The following is a 24,556-nucleotide window of genomic DNA, read 5'->3' on the forward strand; positions in this document are numbered from 1 at the left end:
TTGGGGAAGCTTCAAGTTCTGAGTTCGACTCGGTAATTTCAAGTCGGTGTACCTTGCACATTCACCGCGGTCAGTCCCCTCTCCCTCTGGGAGAGGGTTAGGGTGAGGGGCTTTTAAGGATCGATACCCAACTCGTGTTTGACCAGACCGAGCAACTTGCCCGTATCAATCGGCTTGAGCAGAAAATCCACCACGCTCAAATGCATCGCCGCAATCGCGTCTTTCACATCAGCATCACCCGACACAATGATGATCGGCATCGCCGCCCGCACCGACTCACGCACTTGCCGAATCAGCTCAAGCCCACCGACATGCCCCATGCGCAGATCGGTGATCACCAGCCCGATCGAAGGTTTCTCCTCCAGCATCTTCAGCGCAGTCTCGCCACTGGCCGCAGTCATGCAACGAATGCCGTCCAACGCGAGAATCTCCGACAACAGCTCCCGGGCGTCCTTGTCGTCATCAACGATCAATACACGCTGAGGTGGAAGATCAGGTTCGAGCATGACTGCACTGAGCGCTTCTCGCTCGGCATCGCTCAAAATATCGTGGTCGGACATGGCGTTCTCTAAGTATTCAAAACAGTCCCTTGGCAAGTGGTCAGACATCGCGGGGCAGAGCTTCAATGTGCACTTCGTCGGATTTTTTTCCAAGGGGGCAAGCAAGGGAATTTCCGACTGTTTGCGTAGGGCATCTCCGAAACTGCGCCAATGGTGGCAAAACCTAGACTTACGTCCAATGGGCACCCTGTCCGCAGGGGTCGACCATGGCCGGAACGATCCGACAACAACAATTCGAAAAAGACTGCGGTAATGGTTATGAGTAAAGCGGACGCCTTCACCCAGGCAGGGAAAACCGCGGTATTGCAGAATATTCAGGGCACCCTGCAATTCCTCCAGCGCTTCCCGCCCTTCAATCAGATGGAACACGCCCACCTCGCCTATCTGGTCGAGCAATGTCAGCTGCGTTTCTACGGCCAGGGCGAGAGCATCATCAAACCTGCCGACGGCCCGGTCGAACACTTCTATATCGTCAAGCAAGGTCGGGTGGTCGGCGAACGTCAGCACATCACCAAGCCCGGCACCGAGACTACGTTTGAAATCACCACCGGCGAATGCTTTCCGCTGGCCGCGCTGCTCGGTGAACGCGCAACCCGCACCGAGCACTTGGCTGGCGAAGATACGTTCTGCCTGCAACTGAACAAACTGGCGTTCATCAAACTGTTCGCCCTCTCCAACGCCTTTCGCGACTTCGCCTTGCGCGGAGTCAGCAGCCTGCTCGATCAAGTCAACCAGCAAGTGCAGCAGAAAGCCGTGGAAACCCTCGGCACGCAGTACTCGCTGAACACCCGACTTGGCGAATTGGCCATGCGCCACCCGGTCACCTGTAGCCCCGACACACCACTGCGCGAAGCGGTGAAATTGATGCACGAGCAACAGGTCGGCAGCATCGTTGCGGTGGACGAACACAAGGCGCCGCTGGGAATTTTCACCCTGCGCGATTTGCGCCACGTTGTGGCTGAAGGCATCGGTGATTTCAGTGAAGCCATCGAGCGCCACATGACGCCTTCGCCCTTCTATCTTTCGCCGGATCACAGCGCATTCGATGCAGCGATTGCCATGACCGAACGGCACATCGCCCACGTTTGCCTGGTCAAGGATCAGCGTTTGTGCGGCGTGGTCTCCGAGCGCGATCTGTTTTCCCTGCAACGGGTCGATCTGGTGCATCTGGCGCGGACCATTCGCAGCGCGCAACGCGTCGAACAACTGGTGAGCCTGCGTGGTGAGATCGGCCAACTGGTCGAACGCATGCTCGCCCACGGTGCTTCTTCGACGCAGATCACCCACATCATCACCTTGCTCAACGACCACACCGTGTGCCGGGTGATCGAACTGACTCTCGCGGAAAAAGGTGACCCCGGCGTGCCGTTCAGTTGGTTGTGCTTTGGCAGCGAAGGCCGCCGCGAGCAGACGCTGCACACCGATCAGGACAACGGCATTTTGTTCGACGCGCGAGACGCGGCGCATGCAGCAGAGATTCGCGGCAAGCTGCTGCCGATTGCCCAGCAGATCAGCCAGAGTCTGGCGCTGTGCGGCTTCACCCTGTGCAAAGGCAACATCATGGCCGGCAACCCCGAGCTGTGTTTGTCGCGAGCGGAATGGGCACGGCGTTTTGCAGCTTTTATTCGTGAGGCGACGCCGGAGAATCTGCTCGGGTCGAGCATTTATTTCGACTTGCGCGTGGTCTGGGGAGATGAACAAGGCTGTGAACAACTGCGCCGAGGCATCCTCGATCAGGTCGGCGACAACCGTTTGTTCCAGCGCATGATGGCCGAAAACGCCCTGCGCAATCGTCCGCCGGTGGGACGTTTCCGTGAGTTTGTGCTAGCGCGCAAGAACGGCGAGAAAGCCACCCTGGATCTCAAGGTGCAGGGGCTGACGCCGTTCGTGGATGGCGCGCGACTGCTGGCGCTGGCCAACGGCATCGACGCCAACAACACCCTTGAGCGCTTCCGTCAGTTGGTCGAGAAAGAAGTCATTGAGCGCCTGGATGGCGCGGCGTATGAAGAGGCCTATCACTTCATTCAGCAAACGCGCATGCAACAACATCAACTGCAGACGCGGGAGAATCTGCCCTACTCCAACCGCGTCGACCCGGACAGCCTCAATCACCTCGACCGGCGCATCCTGCGAGAATCCCTGCGCCAGGCCCAGCGCCTGCAAAGCAGCCTGACCTTGCGGTATCAGCTATGAGCCTGTTCTCGTGGCTGCGCCCGGCGAGTGCGGTGGTGCCGGTGGATTTCCAGCAGCGTCTGGCGCAGCTGCCGGCGATTACCGAACTGCGCGAATGCACGTTGCGCGAACAACGTTGGGTCGTGCTGGATCTGGAAACCACCGGACTGAACCTGAACAAGGATCGTGTGTTGTCGATTGGCGCGGTGGTGATCGAGGATGGCGCAATCGATTTCAGCCAGCAGTTCGAGCGCACGCTGCAATGCCGCGAGCTGAAGCTCAGCCCCAGTGTGTTGATTCACGGCTTGGGGCCGAACGCGATTGCAGCCGGCAGTGAACCGGCCGAGGCGTTGCTGGAGTTATTGGAGTTTATCGGTGAAAGCCCGGTATTGGCGTTTCATGCGCCGTTCGATCAGCACATGCTCGGGCGCGCGTTGAAGGAGCATTTGGGGCACAAGTTGCAGCAGGTCTTTCTGGATGTCGCCGACATTGCACCGCTGGTGTGTCCGCAGGCGAATATTCGTGAGGCAGGGCTGGATGAGTGGATCGACTGGTTCAAGCTTGAGGTGTTCGAGCGGCATAACGCGAGCGCCGATGCGCTGGCGACGGCGGAACTGGCGTTGATTCTGTTCAGCCGGGCGCGGGGACAGCAGATTCATAGTCCGTTGAATTTGCAGCAGCGGTTGAGTCAGTGGAAGCGCCGGCAGCAGGCGCCTTCGTTCTAAATCAGAAGCCCCTCACCCCAGCCCTCTCCCCGAGGGAGAGGGAGCCGACCGAAGTGTCTGACGCTTTATATCGACCTGAAAGATCGAGTCGATTGAGGATTCGCTAAAAATCGTTCAGGTCGGTGTACCTCCAGAATATCCCCCGATCGATCCCCTCTCCCTCTGGGCGGTCCGACGTTTCGGGAGGGCTAGGGTGAGGGTCTGCCTTTAACCGCCCACCTGACCAGTGGCCAATTGCTAACCATTCCCACCTCTGCCACAATCGCGAACAATTCGCGTTAGTTAACATTTCCCAATCGGTGATGTCCGGTGTCGTCAGTCCCAAGCCCTAACAGTGAGCTCGTCGGTGCGATGTATCGTGACCATCGCGGCTGGCTGCTGGCATGGTTGCGGCGCAATGTGGCGTGCCCGCAACGCGCCGAAGACCTGAGCCAGGACACCTTCGTCCGTCTGCTCGGTCGCGATGCCATGCTGACACCCCGCGAGCCGCGCGCCTTTCTGGTGGCGATCGCCAAAGGCTTGTTGTTCGACTACTTCCGCCGCGCTGCGCTGGAACAGGCCTACCTCACCGAACTGATGCTGATCCCCGAAGGCGAGCAACCATCGGTGGAAGAACAGCAAATGATCCTCGAAGACCTCAAAGCCATCGACCGCTTGCTCGGCAAACTGTCGACCAAGGCCCGTGCCGCCTTCCTTTATAACCGCCTCGACGGCCTCAGCCATGCCGAGATCGCCGACAAGCTCGGCGTCTCGGTGCCGCGCGTTCGGCAGTATCTGGCGCAAGGCATTCGGCAGTGCTACATCGCCCTGTACGGTGAGCCGACGTGAGCCCGGCCAGTTCCAGACCGGTGCCGGCGCATGTGCTGGACGCGGCGATTGCCTGGCAACTGACCCTCGATTCGAGCAGTCCGCTGGAACGCGAGGAGTTTGCCAAATGGCACGCGGCCCATGAAGAACACGCCCGCGCCTGGCAGCAACTGGGCATGCTCGATCAGCGTTTCAACGTGGCCAAGGGCCCGGCCCGCAGTGCCTTGCTGCAATCGCGCGAAGGCATTCGCCGACGGGTACGCAAGCTCGGCAGTGGGCTGGCCAGCGTTATGGTGCTGGTCGGTGTGGGGCTGTTTGCCAGTGAACGCTTTCTGCCGCTGGATTACTGGCTCGCCGATCAACGCACTGCTACAGGCGAACAGCGCACCGTGCGTCTGGCGGACGGCACTGTGTTGAATCTCAACACCCACAGTGCGGTGGACGTGCGGTTCGATGACAAGCGCCGGTTGATCGTGTTGCAGGAAGGCGAAATTCTCGTCGAGACCGGTCACGGCGATCCGCGCCCCTTTATCGTCGAAACCCGCGAAGGCAGCATGCGTGCCTTGGGTACGCGGTTTCTGGTCAAGCGTGAAGACGAAGGCACGCGCCTGAGCGTGTTGCAGTCGGCCGTGGCCGCACACGGGCAAGCAAATCCAGAAGAGCAGATCCTCCATGAAGGCCAGCAAGTGCTGCTGCGCAGCGACGGGCTGGATTCGATTGTCGCGCTCAACCCCGGCGCCGATGCCTGGACGCGCGGCATGTTGGTGGTGGATAACGCGCGACTCGGCGATCTGGTGCATGAGCTGGGGCGTTATCGTCGCGGGCATCTGGGCGTGGCGCCGGAAGTGGCGGATCTACGGATTACCGGCAGCTTTCCGCTGCATGACACCGATAAGGCCTTGAGCGCATTGCTGCCGACCCTGCCGGTGCAGATCGAGCGGCATACGCCGTATTGGGTCACAGTCGCGAAGGCCGAGCCCTCCTCCCCTTGACCTGATCGTTCCCACGCTCTGCGTGGGAATGCAGCCCGGGACGCTCTGCGTCCCTGCCGAAGCGGACGCAGAGCGTCCATTGAGGCATTCCCACGCGGAGCGTGGGAACGATCAAGCCCGCAGAAATGTGGCTGTTTTCCAGTTAATCGAAATTATTTTCATCCAGCCCTATCACTTTTTGCTTTTCATCCGGCACACAGGCAATTGAGAAATATTTCCATTCAGGAGCCGCCGTATGTCCCGTTCGCTAGACACCTTGTTGCGCCCCAGTCTGCTGGCTGTCGCCATCGCGCTCAGCGCGCCGCTGATCAGCAGTCCGTTGCTTGCCGCTGAACAAGCGTCCAGCGTACGCGCCTACAACTTGCCAGCGGCGCCACTGTCGACGACCCTCAACCAGATCGCCAGCCAGGGCGGGATTGCGCTGTCGCTGAATCCGTCGCTGGCGGCAGGCAAGACCTCGGCGCCGGTCAACGGCCAATACGATGCGGCTGGCGCTCTGCGCGCGGCACTGCGTGGCACCGGTCTGCAACTGGAACAAAGCAGCACCGGCACTTACACCCTGGTTGCCGTGCCTGAAGGCGTGATGGCCCTGCCGGAAACTTCGGTCATCGGTGTAGAAAACTTCGAAAGTGCCTGGGGCCCGGTCGAAGGCTACACCGCCACTCGCACCGCCGCTGGCACCAAGACCGACACCGCACTGGTCGAAGCACCGCGCTCGATCTCGGTGGCGACCCGCCAGCAAATGGACGACCGCAGCGTGCACAGCCTCGACGATGCCGTGCGCTACATGCCGGGCATCACCGCCAGCAGCTACGGCAGCGACACCCGCGCCGACTGGCTGCGCGTACGCGGTTTCGAACCGACCCAGTTCCTTGACGGCCTGCCGCTGCCAAAAGGCGTGTACGCCAACCCGAAACAGGAAACCTGGAACCTCGACCGCCTCGCCCTGCTGCGCGGCCCGGCCTCCTCGGTTTACGGCCAGACCCCACCGGGCGGTCTGCTCGACATGGTCAGCCGTCGCCCAAGCGCCGAAGCCAGCAACGAAATCCAGTTGCAGTACGGCAGCGACAACCATCGCCAGATCAACTTCGCCAGCACCGGCAAGATCGACGACGCCGGCCAGTTTCTCTATGGCCTCAGCGGTGTGGTGCGCGACAGCGGCACCCAGGTCGATCACGTCGACAACAAGCGCTACAACATCGCGCCGAGCCTGACCTGGAACATCGACGATGACACCAAGCTCACCCTGCTGAGCCAGTTCACCCGCGACGATACCGGCATCACCAGCCAGTTTCTGCCAATTCAGGGCACTAAGATCAAGTCACCGTTCGGCGATATCTCTCACCACAAGAATCTGGGTGATCCGGACTGGGAATATTACGATCGCACCTACTACGCGCTGGGCTATGCCTTCGAACATCGTCTGAACGATGTCTGGCAGTTCAAGCAGAACCTGCGCTACACCAAGTCGGATCTGTCGTTCCAGTCGCTGACACCGGGGTCGTACCCATTCACCGAAGTGGATGATCAAGGCAATGTCGGACGCACCAGCACCAGCGTCGAAGAAGACATCAGCCAGTTCGCCGTGGACAACAACTTCCAGGCCGACTTCGCTACCGGCGACATCCGCCACACCCTGCTGCTGGGCCTTGATCACCAGCGCAGCAACACCAACTACACCTCGATCTTCGGTGATGGCCTGCCAACCAACGTCATTACGCCGATCTACGGCCAGCCGATCGTACGTCCGGCGCGCTCCACGGCGTTTTACGATTACGACCAGAAGACCTACCAGACCGGCCTGTACGTGCAGGACCAAATGGCCCTCGACCAGTGGCGCCTGACTCTCGGCGGCCGTGAAGACTGGGTACACACCAGCACCAAATTCATCAACAAGGGTGATGCCACCAACACCCAGCGCGACAAGGCCTTCAGCGGCAACGCCGCGCTCAGCTACGTCTTCGACAACGGTTTCGTGCCGTACCTGTCGTACGCCGAATCCTTCCAGCCGACCACGGGCGCTGATGCCACCTCGACCGGCTCGCTCAAGCCGACCGAAGGCAAGCAGTGGGAACTGGGCATCAAGTACCAGCCGCCGGGCAGCAAAACCCTGCTGACCGCCGCCGTGTATGACCTCACCCAGAAGAACGTCTCGGTCAACACCTTCGTCAACAACGTGTCGATCACCAGCCAGACTGGCGAAGTGAAAGTCAAAGGCCTGGAGCTGGAAGCGGTTTCCGACGTCACCGACAACCTGAAAGTCATCGCCGCCTACACCCTCGCCAAATCCGAAGTGCAGAATGGCGTCGACAAGGGCAATCGCCTGCAACTGATGCCGAACCAGCAAGCGTCGCTGTGGACCGATTACACCTGGCACGCCGGCGTACTCGACGGCTTCGGCATTGGCGGTGGCGTGCGTTACACCGGCAACACCTACGGCGACAAGGCCAACACCTGGCTGGGCAAGGCTGACGCCTACACCGTGTTCGACGCGAGCGTGCATTACGACCTCGGCCGTCTGGACAACAGCCTCAAAGGCGCGTCGCTGGCACTCAACGCGACCAACCTGTTCGACAAGGAATACATTTCCACCTGCGACAGCTTCTACTGCTACTACGGCGACACGCGCAGTGTCGTCGCCAGCGCCACTTACAAGTGGTAAGCGATTGAGCTGAAACAGGCCCTGTGACCAGGCCGTCCCTCGTGGACGGCTTTGGTGTTTTTGAAGGTTATGAAATGAAAAGTAAAACAATCCGCCGCTGGTCGTTCGTGCATACCTGGACCAGCCTGGTCTGCACCGTGTTTTTGCTGATGCTGGCACTGACCGGTCTGCCACTGATTTTCCATCACGAGATCGAGCACCTGCTCGGCGATGCGCCCGAAGTGCGCGAGATGCCGGCGGAAACGCCACGGCTGAATCTGGCGCAACTGGTCGAGGCCGCAGAAAAACATCGTCCCGATGAAGTCGTGCAGTATTTCGGTTTCGATGACGATGAGCCGAATGCCGTACTGACGATCATGGCGAAAACCGCCGGCACTGAACCGAACTCGTCGCACACCTTCATGCTCGATGCACGTACCGGTGAAGCGCTGGAAACGCCGTCGGCCAACGGCGGTTTGATGCTGTTTATCCTGCGCCTGCACGTCGACATGTTCGCCGGGCTGCCGGGCAAGTTGCTGCTGGCGTTCATGGGGCTGCTGTTTGTCGTGGCGATTGTCTCGGGGACGGTGCTGTACCTGCCGTTCATGCGCCGCTTGAAATTCGGCACCGTGCGTCAGGACAAGTCCACCCGTTTGCGCTGGCTCGACCTGCATAACCTGATTGGCGTGGTCACCCTGACCTGGGCGTTGGTGGTCGGCGTGACCGGCGTGATCAGCGCTTGCGCCGACCTGCTGATCGCCGCTTGGCGCAATGAAGCACTGACTGCGCTGATCGAACCTTACCGCGAAGCGCCACCGCTGACTCACCTGGCACCGGCCACGCGGTTGCTCGACATCGCGGCTGAAGTCGCGCCGGGCATGAAACCGGATTTCATCGCTTTCCCCGGCACACGGTTTTCCAGCGAGCACCATTATTCGGTGTTCATGAAGGGTGGTACGCACCTGACTTCGCATCTGCTGACGCCGGTGCTGATCGATGCCACCACGCTGCAGGTCACCGCCGTGGCCGAACGACCGTGGTACATGGACGCCATGGGCATGTCGCAGCCGCTGCACTTTGGTGACTATGGCGGCATGCCGATGAAGATTCTCTGGGCCACCCTCGATGTGTTGACCATAATCGTCCTCGTCAGTGGCGTGTACCTGTGGGTGGTGCGGCGCAAAGCGGCGAAGCCTGTGCTGGAAACGGCGGAGGCCTCTGCATGAAACCGCGTCAGTCGAATTTCTGGAAGGTGTTCAGCACGCCGATCGTGATTGCATTGCTCAGCGCGGCGGGGTTGTTTGCGGCGTTGCTGGGGGATGGGATTTGGGATGCGCTGAGCTGGGTTGGTCTGGGTGTTCCGGCGGTTCTGGCCATAAGAGGATTGCTGCAGCGAAGCTAAAGAAACCTGTGGGAGCGAGCCTGCTCGCGAAAGCGCTCTGACATTCAACACCAATGTTGACTGTGCCGACGCCTTCGCGAGCAGGCTCGCTCCCACATTGGTTTTGCACTGGGCTTGAGGACGTGGCGTTACGCGCTATGCTGCTCCCTCATCGTTCTGATCGAGACCCTGCCAATGTCCGCCCCCAGCATGACCCTGTACCACAACACCCTCTCCCCGTTCGTGCGCAAAGTGATGGTATTGCTGCACGAGACCGGCCAGCAGGATCGCGTCGCCTTGCAAGACTGCGTGCTCAGCCCGGTCAGTCCGAGCGCCGAACTCAATCTCGACAACCCGCTGGGCAAGATTCCCGCCTTGCGTCTGGCTGACGGCAACGTTATCCATGACAGCCGCGTCATTCTCGAATACCTCGACCAGCAACACGTCGGCAACCCGCTGATCCCGCGCGAAGGCGCGGCGCGCTGGCGGCGTCTGACCCTGGCCTCGATGGCCGACGGGATCATGGATGCATCGGTGATGGTGCGTTATGAAATGGTCCTGCGTGCTCCGGAAAAACATTGGAACGAATGGCTAGAGGCTCAGCGCGACAAGATCCGCCGTGCTCTTGCTGTATTGGAAAAGGATGCGATTGCCGAGCTGACCAGCCATTTCGATGTGGCAGCGATCAGCGTGGCATGTGCGCTGGGTTACCTCGACCTGCGTTTCCCGGATCTGGGCTGGCGTGAGGCCAACCCGCAACTGGCCAACTGGTTTTTTGAAGTGAGTCAGCGACCGTCCATGATCGCCACGATGCCCAAGCCTTAAGTAGGCGGCGCTTGTTCCGGCCTCTTCGCGAGCAGGCTCGCTCCCACATTGTTTTTGGGTATGGCAGACATCTCTGTTCCAACACCCATCCTGTGGGAGCGAGCCTGCTCGCGAATGCACCACCTCGGTTCCACAGGCAAATATCCGATAATCCGCGTCACCAACTCATCCTTCCAGCACTGATCCTCACGCAATCCCAGCGACCGGCTCATTGCATCGCCCCCACATCAAACTCCAACGGCTTAGCCGGTTTCTGCCCGATCCCGTACCAATCCAGTTTGCGCGTCAGCACCATGAACACACCGAGCAGACCGAACAGCAACAACGAGCCCATCAACAACGCGTAATCCTCGGCGCTCAGCAAGCCATAGAGCAGGCCATACAACGCCGCCAGCCCCGCCGAAAAACTCAAGCCGTGACGCACACTGCGTAGCACGTGACAGACATAAAACCCGATCAACAACACACAACCGCTGGCCGACAACAGATACGCCGGGGCAAAACCAATGTGCTCCGACAACGACAGCAGCAACAGATAAAAGAACGCCAGCGCCACACCGACCAGCGCGTATTGCACCGGGTGCACGGCCAGACTTTTGAGCACTTCGAACAGGAAAAAACCGGCGAACGTCAGGACGATGAACAGCAACGCGTATTTGATCGCCCGGTCACTCTTCAAATATTGATCTACCGGATCGATGAAGCTCACGCCAAAGCTGCGGCCGTTGAATGCCTCGCAATCATTGCTGCTGACGCAACGGCTCATGGCGTCTTGCAGGTTGGTGGAGAAGAACGTGGTCTGCCAATCGGCGCTGAAACCCTGATCGTTGATCTCACGCTTGGCCGGCAGGAAATTACCGATGAAACTTGGATGCGGCCAATTCGCAGTGAGGCTGACGCTGCTGCTCTTGCCCACTGGCAACACCTGCAATGAACCGGTGCCTTGCAGACGCAGGTCAAAACCGAAGCTCAGTTCCGTGGTTTTGCTGGTGTCGAGCAGCGGCAGCGTCACTCGTACACCCTCGCCGAGCCAGCCCACTTGAGTCCCCGGCACGAAGTCCAGACGCTGGCCGTCGAGTTCCAGTTTCAGCGCATTTTCGATGCCGCGAATGTCGCTGATACCGACCGCGAGAAACGGTGCATCGAACTGGTAATCGCTGAAGTCTTCCTTGATGCCCAATTGCGCCGGCAGTGAGAAGTGGCCGTTGATACGGTTGTCGGCGTGGAACAGCCGCGCTTCATAGATACCCCGCGCGCGCAGCTCGGTTTGCACCTGGCCGTCGAGTTCGAAACGCTCCGGCAGGAAGTACAAACGCCCGCGCTCTTCGCTCGGTTCGTCGTAGCGTTGGTTGGTTTTGTCGTTGGTTTTCCAGTTGTGAATCACTTTGCGATACGGCACCACCATCACCGGCCCGCTCAATTGCTGGCTGTAGCTGGAACTGCGGGCGATGTCTTCGAGCACGCCGTCGCGCAACTGTTGGCGGTCGTCGATGACGCCATCGATCATCAATAAAGGTATCAGCAACAGCAGGATCAGCACGGCGATGGCGCCGAGCTTGATGGTCAGATTCTTGTTCATGGGACTCTCCCTGTTTGGATGGGGGGAGTCTGGTGATCGGGTGTGGGGGTTTTGTGGGGGGATTGTGGAGATTGTGTGGAGACTTCACCGGCCCTATCGCGAGCAGGCTCACTCCTGGAATGCGTTCCCCTGTAGGAGTGAGCCTGCTCGCGATGGCCGCAACTCGGTATCAAGACAAGCGCAATGTCACCTCAACACCACTTTCGACATTACGAATCTGCATCGACCCACCATGCAACTTGACCACCTCTTCAACGAAGTTAAGCCCCAACCCCGTGCTTTTTCGTCCACTGTCCGGTCGCGGTAATGAGTAGAAGCGCTCGGTCAAACGCGGCAAGGCGTAATCGGGAATCGGCGCCGTTTCATTGAACAATCGAAATTCGATCTGCTCGCCAACCCGCTCGGCACTGAACCGCAGAAGCCCCTCAAGCGGGGTGAAATCCAGCGCATTCTCCAGCAGATTACCCAACGCCTGACGCAGCAGAAACGGCTCGCCGATCAACAGAAGATCAGCCGCAATCGCCTGTTCGATGCGCAACTGCTTTCCTTCAATCCGCGCCGCCTGCCCCTGCAGCAATTGATCAACCAGCGCCGCCAACGGCACAGCAACCCGCTCTTCAAGGCCCTGACGTTGTTCCACTTGCGCCAGATTCAACAACCGTTCGATCAACTGCTGCATCCGCGCACTTTCGCTGTCGATGTTGCCGATAAAGCGCAGACGTTGAACCGGCGGCATTTCACCTTGCAGCAACTCCGCCGCGCCACGAATCGCCGCCAGCGGACTTTTCAGTTCATGGGTCAACGTATGCACGTAGCGCTCAACGTACGCCTTGCCCTCCAGCTGTGTGCGCATCTGCTCAACCGCTGTGGCCAGTTGCTCCAGCTCACCGCCGCGATAGTGCGGCACTTCCACCCGCCGCCCTTCGCTCACCGCTTGTGCATAACCGGTCAAACGGTGCAGTGCGCGGCTCAGCCACCACGACAGCAAGGCACCAAAGAGCAGACCGAGGCCGATCAAACCCGCGCCGTAAAACAGCAGGCGCCGTTCGGTACGATCCACATAAGGCTGCAATGAGCTGTTGGGTTTGGCCACGGTGACCACGCCGATGATCTGCCCGTTGTCGCGGATCGGCGCGCCGACGTGCATGACTGAAGATGCTGGGTCATCCGGATCGCTGCGACTGGATCGCGCACCGTATTCGCCACGCAAGGTCAGGTAGACGTCGTTCCAGCGCGAGTAGTCCTGCCCCACGGCCACGCCACTGGAATCGAGCACAACGATGCCTTTGGCGTCGGTGACGTAAATGCGGTGGTTGACCTGATTTTTCGGTAAGCCCCAAATGCTCGCTTGCGGCTGACGCTCGCCATAGGCGCGCAGCAACTCGGGCCAGCGGTTCTCGCTGAGGGTGCCGGCCTTGAAATCGTCCCGCAGGATTTCCGCCATCAGGTTGGCGGTGTCGACCAGGGTTTCTTCGGTGGACTGGCGCACGCCGGGGCGGATTTCTTCCATCACCGTGTTGAGCACAAAATAGCCGGTCAGGCCGACAAACAGCACATACACCAGAAAGATCCGCAGCCCCAGTGACATCAGCTGTGCCCCGGGCTGTAGCTGTAACCGAGGCCGCGATGGGTCTGGATCGGCTCGGCGTCGGCGCGCACCTGACGCAACTTGGCGCGCACGCTTTTGATATGACTGTCGATGCTGCGCTCGTAGCCGGCGTCGGCCGCTACGCCTAGCGCATCAAGCAATTGCTCACGACTGAACACCCGCTCGGGTTGTTCGAGCAGGCATTGCAGCAGGCGGAATTCGTGGCGGGTCAGGGTCAACGTCTGGCCGCGATAAATGATTTGAATCCGCTCCGGATCGATTCTAAATAGCGCTGAAGTGGCTTCAATCGCAGGACGCGGCGCCATGCGTTTAAGGATTGCCTTCACTCGCGCCGCGACTTCACGCGGGCTGAACGGCTTGACCACATAATCGTCGGCACCAATTTCCAGACCCACCACGCGATCAATCTCGGCATCGCGGGCGCTGAGGAACAGCACCGGCACCTCGCTGAAGCGCCGCAGTTGCTTGCAGGTCTCGAAACCGCTGATATCCGGCAGGCCGATGTCGAGGATGATCAGATCGGCCGGGGTCTGCCGCTGATACTCCAGCGCCGCCGCGCCGAGGCTCAGCCACGTGGTGGTGAAGCCTTCGCCCTGCAAGGCAAAAATCAGCGTGTCGGCAATCGCCGCTTCGTCTTCGACAATCAGGATATGAGGCATGGCGTCCGAGCCCGTGGGTTAAGTGCGCGAACGGTGCCCCAAGCCTGACGTTACGTCAATGAGACCACTTGGCTCAGCAGTCCGGCTTGTCGGCCGTGAAGCGTCGCGCCGGGTTCACCGCTGCGCCGAATTCGCGCAAGGCTTTGGCACCGATCAGCAACGGGTAATTGAAGTTGCTGCGGTCGGTCAGGTTGACCTCAACGGTACGCTTGACGTTACCCAGGCACAGCTCTAGATCAACCACCGGACGTTTGGCGACTTCGGTGCTTTCACCCTCGTCCTCTTCGTCCGAGCGGCTCTTGATCTTGCTGATCCGTGCGACCTTGTGTTCGTAGACCTTGTTGCTGGCGTCTTTGGTGCCGAGGCGGAAACGCACCCATTCGTCGCCATCGCGGGTGAAGGTTTCAATGTCTTTGGCCGACAGCGAAGCAGTCAGTGCGCCGGTGTCCATCTTGGCCTTGAGCACTTCACCGCCGATTTCCGGCAGCGCAATGTATTCGTAGCGCCCGTACAGGGTCGGCTCGGCGGCCATGACAGGCAGAGCGACGAGGGCAAACAGTGCAAGGAGGGATTTCACGTAAGGGGCTTCCTTGAGAGGTTGGGCAACGGGATTTTAGACCGTTGCGCGCTTGATCGTTCCCACGCTCTGCGTGGGCATGCATCCAGTGACGCTCTGCGTCACAGGGACGCGGAGCGTCCCGGGCGGCGTTACCACGCAGAGCGTGGGAACGATCAGGCGCTTGAGCAAAGCATACGCAGCCAAAAGTGAAACATTCGTCACCACCGATTTGGCCTGCCGCGCGAAGCTGCTTATCATGGCGCGCCCATCCGTTTGCAAAGAGTTGCTTATGCGCCGCCTGCTCACCGGCTGTTTCGTCACCCTGCTGCTGTTGCTCAACACCCTGATCCTGATCGGGCCGTTGCTGGTCTTTGCCCTGCTCAAACTGATCGCACCAGGCCGCTGGCGCGATTACGCGTCGGGGGCGGTGATGTGGATCGCCGAGACCTGGGCCGAGATCGACAAGCTGATTTTCCGCCTGTGTATCCCCACCCAATGGGACATTCGCGGTGGCGAAGACTTGCGCGGCGACACCTCGTATCTGGTGGTCAGCAACCACCAGTCGTGGGTGGATATTCCGGCGCTGATCCAGACCCTCAACCGGCGCACGCCGTTCTTCAAATTCTTCCTCAAGAAAGAGCTGATCTGGGTACCGTTACTGGGGCTGGCGTGGTGGGCGCTGGATTACCCGTTCATGAAGCGCTACACCAAGGCCTTTCTGGCGAAACACCCGGAGTTGGCCGGCAAGGATCTGGAAATCACCAAGCAGGCCTGCGAGCTGTTCAAGCGTCAGCCGGTGACCGTGGTCAATTATCTGGAAGGCACACGCTACACCGCCGCGAAAAGCGCGCAGCAGCAATCACCGTTCAGCCACTTGCTCAAGCCCAAGGCCGGCGGCGTGGCGTTTGTCTTGGCGGCGATGGGTGAACAACTGGATGCGATTCTCGATGTGACGGTGGTTTATCCACAGGCGAACATCCCCGGATTCTGGGATCTGATCAGCGGCAACGTGCCGCGCGTGATCATCGACATCAAGACCCGCGAACTCGACCCGGCGCTGTGGCAGGGTGATTACGAGAATGATCCGGCGTTTCGCCAGACGGTCCAGAGCTGGGTCAACCAGCTCTGGAACGAGAAGGATCAGCGCATCGCCGAACTGCGCGGCGAGCGCGGCTGAATCAGCTACCGGTGCCGGCGCCCCAGATGCTGCCCAGGCTGCTCAGCAGCGAACCGCCGACGCCCTGCTGACCGAGGTATTGCAACAGCACAGGGGCAAACTGGCCGATCATGCCGCTGTCCATGCCCAATGCGCTGAAGGCATTGTTCAGGTCATTGGTGTCCTTGACGTTGCCCAGCGCGTTTTCCAGACCGGCGGACTTGCCGGACGAACCGAGCAAAGCCCCCAACGCCGCCAGATTGCCACTGCCGCCTGACAACTTGTCGATGCCCGGCACTTCCTTGGCCAACTGCGAATAATCGGTACTGCTCAACTGATTCTTGGCCAGCCCGAGCATCGCGCTGGTACCGCCAACGGCTTGCTCCGGCGTGACATCCAGCGCACTGAGGGCACTGAGCAAACCGGCGGTTTCCGAGGTCGGCGCCGAAGCAGCCGCCTTGTCACCGCCCTGCATCCCCGAAACCGCACCAGCGACGTCGTTCAGACTGAAACCGGCAAACACCGGCCCGGCCGCCATGGTCAGGAGCGATGCCAAGGCAAAACCGCGTGAAATCTTCATTCAGACATCCTCTTGCGCTGTGAAAACCACCCGCTGAACGGGCAGTGAAACTGCCGGTTTGACCGGGTATCCGCCGGCATGTTCCGGCGCGGCGCATCCATTTTCATCCGGCCTGCGTATATAAAACGTGAAATCCCGGACACCCTCGCGATGAATGGCACAACCGCTGTCGCTGAACTAGCCTGTGAACAGTCCGAGCCCAGCCCTCGTCGCCCGACCTTTGCCTGGAGAGTCGTCATTTCCATCGCCGACACCGATCAGCTGCGACAGTTGTTGGCCCAGTGTTCACTGGGTGATCGTCGCGCCTTCGAAACGCTCTATCGCAGCGTCGGCCCGCGCCTGCATGGCGTCGCGCTGCGCTTCATGGGCCGCGCCGACCTGACCGAAGAAGTACTGCAGGAAAGCTTCGTGCGCATCTGGAACAACGCCTCGCGCTACGAAGCGCACCTGTCGGCGCCGTTGACGTGGATGATCAACATCACGCGCAATCAGGCTATCGATCAATTGCGCAAACACCGCGACCGACCGCTGACGGATCTCGAACAAGATGCGCTGCTGGACGAAAGCCCTTCGGCACATGATCAGTTGAACAGCGCCCGCGAGGCTCAGATGTTGAACCGCTGCCTTGAAACCCTCGACGGCATGCAGCGCCAGTCGATTACGGTGGCCTACTTTCAGGGATTGTCGTGCACGGAACTCGCCGAACACCTGGCCACGCCGCTGGGAACGGTGAAATCCTGGATCCGTCGTGGCATGGAACGCCTGCGTCGGTGCCTTGAATCATGAACTACCAGCCCCCTGCCCTGCGCCGCGCCCTCGCCGCCGATTATGCGATTGGCTTGATGTCATCGGCTACGCGTCGGCGGTTTGAGCAGTTGTTGCTGGATGACGCAGCATTAAGGGCTGAACTGGCGCAATGGCAGGAATCGCTGGTGAGGCTCACCGAATCTCTGCCGGAGCATCCGGTGCCCGATCGCGTCTGGCATGGCATTACCGCGCGGATCGAACCGCAAGTGCTGCATGTGCCCGAGAAGCGGCCGTTCTGGAACTGGCTACGGGTTAGCGCTGTGCTGTGTTCGATCGTGGTGCTGGTGTTCCTCGGCTCGCTGTACAACCGCGACGACGCCCGCTACCGCGCCACCCTGCTGACCGCCGATGCGCAACCGGCGCTGAAGGTCGAAGCGCATGCGGATTATCTGCAAGTCGAGCCGCTGACGCTGGCGGCGGTTGATGCGGATCGCAGCCTGGAACTGTGGGCGATTCCGGCTGACGGAAAACCGATTTCTCTCGGCGTTATTCCGGCGGGGGGCAAAGGCAAGGTTGAGTTGAACGAGGCGCAGAAAGTCTTGATCGGTAAGCCGATTGCGCTGGCGGTAAGTCTTGAGCCGAAAGGTGGTTCGCCGACCGGGCAGCCGACTGGGCCGGTGTTGTACCAAGGGGCGTTGGCGGGCCTGTAAAGCAAAGCCCCTCACCCTAACCCTCTCCCAGAGGGAGAGGGGACTGACCGAGGTGTCTGGCACCATACATCGACCTGCCACACCGAGTCGATTATGGATTCACAGCGGTATTTTCAGGTCGGCGTAAATTGTGAGCATCCCTCGGTCGGCCCCCTCTCCCTCCGGGAGAGGGCTGGGGTGAGGGTCGCTTTTGACCTGGGCTTGCAACAAAAAACGGCGACCCTCAGGTCGCCGTTTTGTATTGCGCTTGAACCTTACGCCGCACTAAACAACTTATGCGGATCAATCACAAACTTCTTCGGCACGCCCGCATCGAACTCGCCATAGCCTTCCGGTGCCTGATCGAGGCTGATCACTTGCACGCCCACCACTTCGGCGATGTTGATGCGATCCCACATGATCGCCTGCATCAGCTGGCGGTTGTACTTCATCACTGGCGTCTGGCCGGTGTGGAAGCTGTGCGACTTGGCCCAGCCCAGACCGAAGCGAATGCTCAGGCTGCCCATTTTCGCGGCGGCATCCACGGCACCCGGATCTTCGGTGACGTACAGGCCGGGGATACCGATCTTGCCGGCGACACGCACCACGCCCATCAGTGAGTTGAGCACGGTGGCCGGAGCCTCGGCTTTCACGCCGTCGTGGCCGTGGCCGCGTGCTTCGAAGCCGACGCAGTCCACCGCGCAATCCACTTCCGGCTCGCCGAGCAGTGCGGCGATCTGTTCGTGCAGCGGGGTGTCCTTGGACAGGTCGACGATTTCAAAACCCTGGGATTTGGCGTGAGCCAAGCGGATGGTGTTGACGTCGCCGACGATCACCACCGCCGCACCGAGCAAACGCGCAGAGGCAGCGGCGGCCAGACCGACCGGGCCGGCGCCCGCAATGTAAACGGTGCTGCCCGGACCAACGCCGGCAGTGACGGCGCCGTGGTAGCCGGTCGGGAGGATGTCGGAGAGGCAGGTCAGGTCGCGGATTTTCTCCATGGCCTTGTCGCGGTCCGGCAGTTTCAGCAGGTTGAAGTCGGCGTACGGCACCAGCACGTATTCGGCTTGGCCACCGGTCCAGTCGCCCATGTCGACGTAGCCGTATGCGCCGCCGGCACGGGCCGGGTTGACGGTCAGGCAGACGCCGGTGTGTTGCTCTTTGCAGGAACGGCAGCGCCCGCACGCGACGTTGAACGGTACGGAGACCAGATCACCGATTTTCAGGTTCTCGACGTCGGAGCCTTTTTCGATCACCTCACCAGTGATTTCGTGCCCCAGCACCAGACCGGTCTGCGCCGTGGTACGGCCGCGCACCATGTGCTGGTCGGAGCCGCAGATATTAGTGGAAACCACTTTGAGAATGACCCCGTGCTCGATCTTGCGACCGCGCGGGTCCTGCATTTTCGGATAGTCGATTTTCTGTACTTCGACCTTGCCAGCGCCGAGATACACCACACCACGATTGCCAGACATGCTTTCACCTCGCTGTTGTTTTTATGGAACCGCGTTGCCCAGGCAGGCAGCGCGTTGAATGCTCGGGTTATTGCTTGTTGGTTTTGCGTTGTTTGTTATGGCCCCTTCGCGAGCAGGCTCGCTCCCACAGTTGATCTTTGGTGTGACAGAGACCTGTGTTTCAACACAAATCCCTGTGGGAGCGAGCCTGCTCGCGAAAGCGATCTAAAGAACGACGGTTCTATTGGCGTTCAAAAACACCCTTCTTTCGATGTGATACCCAACCGCCCGCGCCAGCGTCAGGCCCTCAATATCGCGCCCCTTGGCAATCAGATCCTCAGGGTAATGACTGTGATCCACCGCCTCGACGCCTTGGGCAATGATCGGCCCTTCGTCGAGGTCGTTATTGATGTAATGCGCCGTCGCACCAACCAGTTTCACGCCCTTGTTGTAGGCCTGGTGATACGGCTTGGCGCCCTTGAAACCGGGCAGCAACGAGTGATGAATGTTGATCGCCTTGCCATCGAGCTTGCGGCACAGCTCCGGCGACAGCACCTGCATGTAGCGGGCGAGGATCACCAGTTCGGCGCCGGACTCTTCGATCACCTGCCACACCTGACGCTCCTGCGACGGTTTGTCATTGGGGTCGAGGGGGAAATGGTAGTAGGGAATCTGGTGCCAGTCGGCCAACGGTTTCAAATCGGGATGGTTGGAGACTACCGCCGCGACGTCCATCGACAACTGGCCGATGCGCTGGCGGTAGAGCAAATCGTTGAGACAGTGATCGGCCTTGGAGACCATGATCACCACTTTTGGCCGGTAGTTCGGCGCAGTCAGCTCGAAGATCATGCCGAACGCTTGGCCGCGTTCGGCGAGGCCGTCGCGGAAGGACTGTTCGTCGAAGCCGTCGGGCTGGCGGAATTCCACGCGAATGAAGAAGCGCCCGGAGAGGCGGTCATCAAACGAATGGTGCTCGGTGACGTAGCAGCCCTGCTCGAACAGAAAACGCGTCACCGCGTCCACCGTGCCGAGGACGCTGGGGCAGTCGGCGGTCAGAATCCATGTGTCTGGGGCGCGGCTCATGGTGCGGTGACTCCTGTTCTTTGTGCGGGGTGTCAGGTTTTTCCCTCACCCTAGCCCTCTCCCAGAGGGAGAGGGGACTGACCGAGGTGTTCTCTCGAGCTACGCCGACCTGAAATATCGCGGCGAACTCAGGCTCGAAAACTCCACAAATCTGCTCCCTTTCCCCCTCTCCCCTCTGGGGGAGAGGGCTGGGGTGAGGGGGTAGCTCTTGATCTTTCAGGCCTGAACGCTCAACCCGTACTCAGCCGAAGCATCCTGCAACCACAACCACCAGTAATCCGAAAAGCTACGACGAATCAGCAGTTCCCAAGTGTCTTCAGCGGTATGGCGAATCATCAACTGCGATTTGGCGAACACCGTGCCGACCGCTTTACCCACTGGAAAATTATTCGGGTGCACGTCATAGCTGGTCGACTTCATTAGCACCTGACGCACGTTCGGTCCGCTCAGTTCGAGTACTTGCTGACCGCCGCTGACGTTGACGATCGCGATGTGCAGATCACCCAGCGCTTCGCGCAGTTTCTGTTCGGCAGCGAACTCTTCACCGCTTGGCACGATCAGCAGCCACTCATCCGGGCCCATCCATTGCAGGCTGGTCTCGCCTTTGACGATGACGCTCAGAGCGCCGGGCAATTCGATGCCCAGGGCTTTGTGCACACCGGCAGCGAACGCGGCATCGTGGCCATCGCCACGGATGGTCAGGTGGCCGAGGAGTTTTTTCTCACGCACGATCACGCCGGCGTTCTTGCGGCCCTTGCCGACCAGGCTGGCGAGGTCGGCATGGTGCAGCGACGACTCGGCCTTGGCGCCGGTGGTCGGGCGTTGTTGGTAAACATTGGCTGTGGTCATAAAGCACCTTCCTGAATTCTGTTGGTTCCTGCGGTGGCTGATCTGCCGCTTTCGCGAGCAGGCTCGCTCCCACAGGGGAACGCGGTCGAAATGTGGGAGCGAGCCTGCTCGCGAATAGCCGCCCGCCCACAGTTCTCGAGGCCGTCAGATGTTCTGGCGATCCCCCTTCGGATCGAAGAACACCGAAGAAACGATTTCCGCCTCGATCACGCTGCCGTCGGCCAGCGGTGCAAACACCCGCTCACCGAGGCGCTTCAGACCGCCCTTGACCACACCCATGGCAAACGAATAACCGAGGGAGTTGTGCGCGTAGCTGGAAGTCACGTGGCCAACCATGGTCATCGGGATCGTCTGCTTGGTGTTGAACACCAGTTGTGCGCCCTCCGGCAGCCAGACGTTCGGATCGATCGGCTTCAGACCGACCAGCTGTTTACGCTGATCCTTCACGCAGTCTTCACGGTTCATGCCACGCTGGCCGATCCACGAGAACGGTTTGGTGCGACCGACGCACCAGCCCATGTTCAAGTCGTCCGGGGTCATCGAGCCGTCAGTGTCCTGACCGACAATGATGAAGCCCTTCTCAGCGCGCAGTACGTGCATGGTTTCAGTGCCGTACGGGGTCAGGTTGTACTGCTTGCCCGCCTCGACGATTTTCTCCAGCACGCCCATCGCGTAGTCGGCCTGCACGTTGACTTCGTACGACAGCTCACCGGTGAACGAGATGCGGAACACCCGCGCCGGCACGTCGCCGACCAGACCTTCTTTCCAGGTCATGAATGGGAACGCTCCGTTGCTCAGATCAATGTCCGTCACGGCGCTGAGCAGCTTGCGGCTGTTCGGCCCGGACAGGGTCATGGTCGCCCAGTGGTCAGTCACGGAAGTGAAGTAAACCTTCATATCCGGCCATTCGGTCTGGTGGTACAGCTCCAGCCACTGCAGCACGCGCGCCGCGCCGCCGGTGGTGGTGGTCATGACGAAATGGTTGTCGGCCAGGCACGCCGTGACACCGTCGTCGAAAACCATGCCGTCTTCTTTGCACATCAAACCGTAGCGCGCCTTGCCCACGTCGAGTTTGGTCCAGGCGTTGGTGTACACGCGGTTGAGGAACTCGCGGGCATCCGGGCCTTGAATGTCGATCTTGCCGAGGGTCGAGGCATCGAGCAGGCCGACGCTGTCGCGCACGGCTTTGCATTCGCGCTTAACAGCGGCATGCAGGTCTTCGCCGTTTTTCGGGAAGTACCATGGACGCTTCCACTGACCGACGTCTTCAAACTCGGCGCCGTTCTTCACATGCCAGGCATGCAGCGCGGTGTGACGCACCGGCTCGAAGATGTGCCCACAGTGACGACCGGCCACCGCGCCGAAAGTTACCGGCGTGTAGTTCGGGCGGAACATCGTGGTGCCCATCTGCGGGATGGTCACGTTCAGCGAGCGAGCGGCGATGGCCAGACCGTTGACGTTGCCGAGCTTGCCCTGATCGGTGCCGAAGCCCAGCGCGGTGTAGCGTTTGACGTGCTCGACCGACTCGAAACCTTCGCGAGTTGCCAGTTCGATCGCCGCAGCGGTCACGTCGTTTTGCAGATCGACGAATTGCTTCGGTGCCCGTGCGGTGTTCTTTTCATGCGGCACCTGGAACAGCGCCAATGTTGGTTCTTCGTGACGGCTCAGGGCTTTCGGCAGCACGCCTTCGACGGTCTGAAAACCGGCTTCCGCGGCAGCGCGCACGCCACCTTCAAAACCGTCAGCCAGCGAATCGCCGAGACCGTAAACGCCGTTGATGCCACCGACGCAAACGCGCTTCTGCGGTGCTTCGCCCGGGACGAAACCAAGGATGTCTTCACGCCAGGTCGGCTTGCCACCGAGGTGCGAAGCCAAGTGGACGACCGGGCTGTATCCGCCGGAACTGGCAACCACATCGCAGTCGAGCCATTCGCCCGGGCTGGTCACCGAATGAGCTTTGACATCGATTGCGGCAACGCGGGCAGCGGTGACGCGCTTGCTGCCACGGGCTTCGATCACGGCGCTGCCGGTGAGAATGCGGATGCCTTTGGCGCGGGCTTCTTCTACCAACGCACCACGCGGATTGCTGCGCGCATCGGCGATGGCGACCACTTGCAGACTGGCATCGAGCCAATCCAGAGCGACGCGATAAGCATGATCGTTGTTGGTCGACAGCACCAGTTTCTTGCCCGGCGCGACGCCGTAGCGACGCACGTAAGTCGACACCGCACCGGCAAGCATGTTGCCCGGCACGTCGTTGTTGCCGTAAACCAGCGGACGCTCGCAAGCACCGGTCGCCAGCACGACACGCTTGGCGCGAACACGGTGAATGCGCTGACGCACCTGGCCAATCGGCGCGCGGTCACCGAGGTGATCGGTGAGGCGTTCGTGAATGGTCAGGAAGTTGTGGTCGTGGTAACCGTTGACCGTGGCGCGCGGCAACAGCAGCACGTCCGGGGTGTTCTTCAGTTCAGTGATGACGCTGGCGACCCAGTCCATCGCCGGTTTGCCGTCGAGGCTTTCACGAGAATCGAGCAGGCTGCCGCCGAACTCTTCCTGCTCATCGGCCAGAATCACTCGGGCACCGCTGCGCGCAGCGGCCAGGGCAGCGGCGAGACCGGCCGGGCCAGCGCCGACGATCAGCACGTCGCAATGCTGGTTCATGTAGTCGTAGGTGTCCGGATCGACTTCGGTCGGCGAACGGCCCAGACCGGCAGCCTTGCGAATGTACTTCTCGTAGGTCATCCAGAACGATTGCGGGTACATGAAGGTTTTGTAGTAGAAACCCGGCGGCATCAGCTTGCCGCCGACCTTGCCGAGAATGCCCATCATGTCGTTGTTGACGCTCGGCCAGCCGTTGGTGCTGGTCGCGACCAGACCTTGATACAACGCCTGTTGCGTAGCGCGCACGTTGGGAATCTGGGTGGCTTCGGTCGCACCGATCTGCAGCACCGCGTTCGGCTCTTCGGCACCGGCGGCGAAGATGCCGCGAGGACGCGAATACTTGAAGCTGCGGCCGATGATGTCGACGCCGTTGGCGATCAGCGCGGCGGCCAGCGAGTCACCCTCGAAGCCTTTGTAGCTCTGACCGTTGAAGGTGAAGCTCAGCACTTTGTTACGGTCGATCCGTCCACCGTTGGACAGGCGATTGGTCTGGCTCATACCTTCTCTCCCAGCGCCGTCGTGGCTGTTTTCGCCGTATCAGCCTTGTCGGTGAATTGCGGCTTGGTGCCGATCTTGTAGGTTTCGAGAATCTCGTAGGTCACGGTGTCGCGGGTGACGTTGAAGTACTGACGGCAACCGGCGACGTGATCCCACAGTTCGTGGTGCAGACCGCGCGGGTTGTCGCGGAAGAACATGTAGTCGCCCCACTCCTCGTCGGTGCAGGCGCCTGGATCCAGTGGACGCGGAATGTGCGCCTGGCCGGATGCGTGGAATTCCTCTTCGGAGCGCAGTTCGCCGCAGTGAGGACAGAAGATATGCAACATG

Annotated in this window: 22 protein-coding genes; 11 read left to right on the forward strand and 11 right to left on the reverse strand. The window is 60.4% G+C overall.

The features are described from left to right. Positions 1–113: 113 nt before the first annotated feature. Positions 114–560, reverse strand: coding sequence for a response regulator (locus CCX46_RS27955; protein ID WP_016983746.1), 447 nt, complete (start codon positions 558–560; stop codon positions 114–116). Positions 561–818: 258 nt separating this feature from the next. Here CCX46_RS27955 and CCX46_RS27960 point away from each other — a divergent pair, with 258 nt between their 5' ends. The 8 genes from CCX46_RS27960 (at position 819) to CCX46_RS27995 (ending at position 10,103) form a co-directional block, all read left to right on the forward strand. Further along, positions 819–2,753: a putative nucleotidyltransferase substrate binding domain-containing protein gene (locus CCX46_RS27960; protein WP_342212543.1), complete on the forward strand. Its 1,935-nt coding sequence runs from the start codon at positions 819–821 to the stop codon at positions 2,751–2,753. Next, a complete protein-coding gene (locus tag CCX46_RS27965) occupies positions 2,750–3,457 on the forward strand; it encodes a 3'-5' exonuclease (protein ID WP_127930031.1) in 708 nt (235 codons plus the stop codon). Before CCX46_RS27960 ends, CCX46_RS27965 begins: the two co-directional genes overlap by 4 nt. Before the next feature lie 351 nt (positions 3,458–3,808). Then, positions 3,809–4,285: an RNA polymerase sigma factor gene (locus CCX46_RS27970; protein WP_238704364.1), complete on the forward strand. Its 477-nt coding sequence runs from the start codon at positions 3,809–3,811 to the stop codon at positions 4,283–4,285. After that, complete coding sequence (locus CCX46_RS27975) at positions 4,282–5,256, forward strand: FecR domain-containing protein (RefSeq protein WP_127930033.1); 975 nt, start codon at positions 4,282–4,284, stop codon at positions 5,254–5,256. Before CCX46_RS27970 ends, CCX46_RS27975 begins: the two co-directional genes overlap by 4 nt. A gap of 235 nt (positions 5,257–5,491) precedes the next feature. Then, positions 5,492–7,918, forward strand: coding sequence for a TonB-dependent siderophore receptor (locus CCX46_RS27980; protein ID WP_127930034.1), 2,427 nt, complete (start codon positions 5,492–5,494; stop codon positions 7,916–7,918). A 74-nt stretch (positions 7,919–7,992) separates the two neighbouring features. After that, complete coding sequence (locus CCX46_RS27985; RefSeq protein WP_127930035.1) at positions 7,993–9,123, forward strand: PepSY-associated TM helix domain-containing protein; 1,131 nt, start codon at positions 7,993–7,995, stop codon at positions 9,121–9,123. Beyond that, complete coding sequence (locus tag CCX46_RS27990) at positions 9,120–9,299, forward strand: hypothetical protein (RefSeq protein ID WP_127930036.1); 180 nt, start codon at positions 9,120–9,122, stop codon at positions 9,297–9,299. Before CCX46_RS27985 ends, CCX46_RS27990 begins: the two co-directional genes overlap by 4 nt. A 174-nt stretch (positions 9,300–9,473) precedes the next feature. Then, positions 9,474–10,103, forward strand: a complete 630-nt coding sequence (locus CCX46_RS27995) for a glutathione S-transferase (RefSeq protein WP_127930037.1) — start codon at positions 9,474–9,476, stop codon at positions 10,101–10,103. Between the two features lie 208 nt (positions 10,104–10,311). Here CCX46_RS27995 and creD read toward each other — a convergent pair whose 3' ends face one another. The 4 genes from creD to rloA2 all read right to left on the reverse strand — a co-directional run bounded on the left by creD (position 10,312) and on the right by rloA2 (position 14,527). Beyond that, complete coding sequence (creD, locus tag CCX46_RS28005; RefSeq protein ID WP_127930039.1) at positions 10,312–11,682, reverse strand: cell envelope integrity protein CreD; 1,371 nt, start codon at positions 11,680–11,682, stop codon at positions 10,312–10,314. A 169-nt stretch (positions 11,683–11,851) separates the two neighbouring features. After that, positions 11,852–13,270 (reverse strand): two-component system sensor histidine kinase CreC, encoded by a 1,419-nt coding sequence (gene creC, locus CCX46_RS28010; RefSeq protein WP_127930040.1) that lies wholly within the window; start codon positions 13,268–13,270, stop codon positions 11,852–11,854. After that, complete coding sequence (creB, locus tag CCX46_RS28015; protein WP_127930041.1) at positions 13,270–13,950, reverse strand: two-component system response regulator CreB; 681 nt, start codon at positions 13,948–13,950, stop codon at positions 13,270–13,272. Before creB ends, creC begins: the two co-directional genes overlap by 1 nt. A gap of 73 nt (positions 13,951–14,023) precedes the next feature. Then, positions 14,024–14,527, reverse strand: a complete 504-nt coding sequence (rloA2, locus tag CCX46_RS28020; RefSeq protein WP_007909997.1) for a retropepsin-like aspartic peptidase RloA2 — start codon at positions 14,525–14,527, stop codon at positions 14,024–14,026. Positions 14,528–14,798: 271 nt separating this feature from the next. Here rloA2 and CCX46_RS28025 point away from each other — a divergent pair, with 271 nt between their 5' ends. Further along, entirely contained in the window at positions 14,799–15,686 is an 888-nt protein-coding gene (locus CCX46_RS28025) for an acyltransferase (protein ID WP_127930042.1), read from the forward strand. A gap of 1 nt (position 15,687) precedes the next feature. Here the strand turns inward: CCX46_RS28025 and CCX46_RS28030 are convergent, their stop codons facing one another. Continuing rightward, positions 15,688–16,245 carry a DUF2780 domain-containing protein gene (locus tag CCX46_RS28030; RefSeq protein WP_127930043.1) on the reverse strand — a complete coding sequence of 186 codons (558 nt, stop codon included), beginning with the start codon at positions 16,243–16,245 and terminating at the stop codon, positions 15,688–15,690. A 150-nt stretch (positions 16,246–16,395) separates the two neighbouring features. Here CCX46_RS28030 and CCX46_RS28035 point away from each other — a divergent pair, with 150 nt between their 5' ends. Further along, positions 16,396–17,031 carry a sigma-70 family RNA polymerase sigma factor gene (locus CCX46_RS28035; RefSeq protein WP_127930044.1) on the forward strand — a complete coding sequence of 212 codons (636 nt, stop codon included), beginning with the start codon at positions 16,396–16,398 and terminating at the stop codon, positions 17,029–17,031. Then, positions 17,028–17,702 carry an anti-sigma factor gene (locus tag CCX46_RS28040; RefSeq protein WP_127930045.1) on the forward strand — a complete coding sequence of 225 codons (675 nt, stop codon included), beginning with the start codon at positions 17,028–17,030 and terminating at the stop codon, positions 17,700–17,702. Before CCX46_RS28035 ends, CCX46_RS28040 begins: the two co-directional genes overlap by 4 nt. Positions 17,703–17,956: 254 nt before the next feature. On the opposite strand, the gene fdhA is transcribed toward CCX46_RS28040, so the two are convergent. From fdhA to CCX46_RS28065, 5 genes are all read right to left on the reverse strand, one after another. Beyond that, on the reverse strand, positions 17,957–19,156 hold the full coding sequence (gene fdhA / locus CCX46_RS28045; RefSeq protein ID WP_034155015.1) for a formaldehyde dehydrogenase, glutathione-independent: 1,200 nt from the start codon (positions 19,154–19,156) through the stop codon (positions 17,957–17,959). Positions 19,157–19,360: 204 nt separating this feature from the next. Next, positions 19,361–20,218: a formyltetrahydrofolate deformylase gene (purU, locus tag CCX46_RS28050; RefSeq protein ID WP_034155014.1), complete on the reverse strand. Its 858-nt coding sequence runs from the start codon at positions 20,216–20,218 to the stop codon at positions 19,361–19,363. A gap of 216 nt (positions 20,219–20,434) precedes the next feature. Beyond that, positions 20,435–21,067, reverse strand: a complete 633-nt coding sequence (locus CCX46_RS28055; protein ID WP_008086919.1) for a sarcosine oxidase subunit gamma — start codon at positions 21,065–21,067, stop codon at positions 20,435–20,437. Positions 21,068–21,211: 144 nt separating this feature from the next. Continuing rightward, positions 21,212–24,229 carry a sarcosine oxidase subunit alpha gene (locus CCX46_RS28060; RefSeq protein ID WP_127930046.1) on the reverse strand — a complete coding sequence of 1,006 codons (3,018 nt, stop codon included), beginning with the start codon at positions 24,227–24,229 and terminating at the stop codon, positions 21,212–21,214. Then, entirely contained in the window at positions 24,226–24,555 is a 330-nt protein-coding gene (locus CCX46_RS28065) for a sarcosine oxidase subunit delta (protein WP_016986286.1), read from the reverse strand. The genes CCX46_RS28060 and CCX46_RS28065 overlap by 4 nt, the downstream gene beginning before the upstream one ends. Between the last annotated feature and the right edge of the window lies 1 nt (position 24,556).

The sequence above is a fragment of the Pseudomonas sp. RU47 genome, assembly GCF_004011755.1.
Classification (GTDB): Bacteria; Pseudomonadota; Gammaproteobacteria; order Pseudomonadales; family Pseudomonadaceae; genus Aquipseudomonas.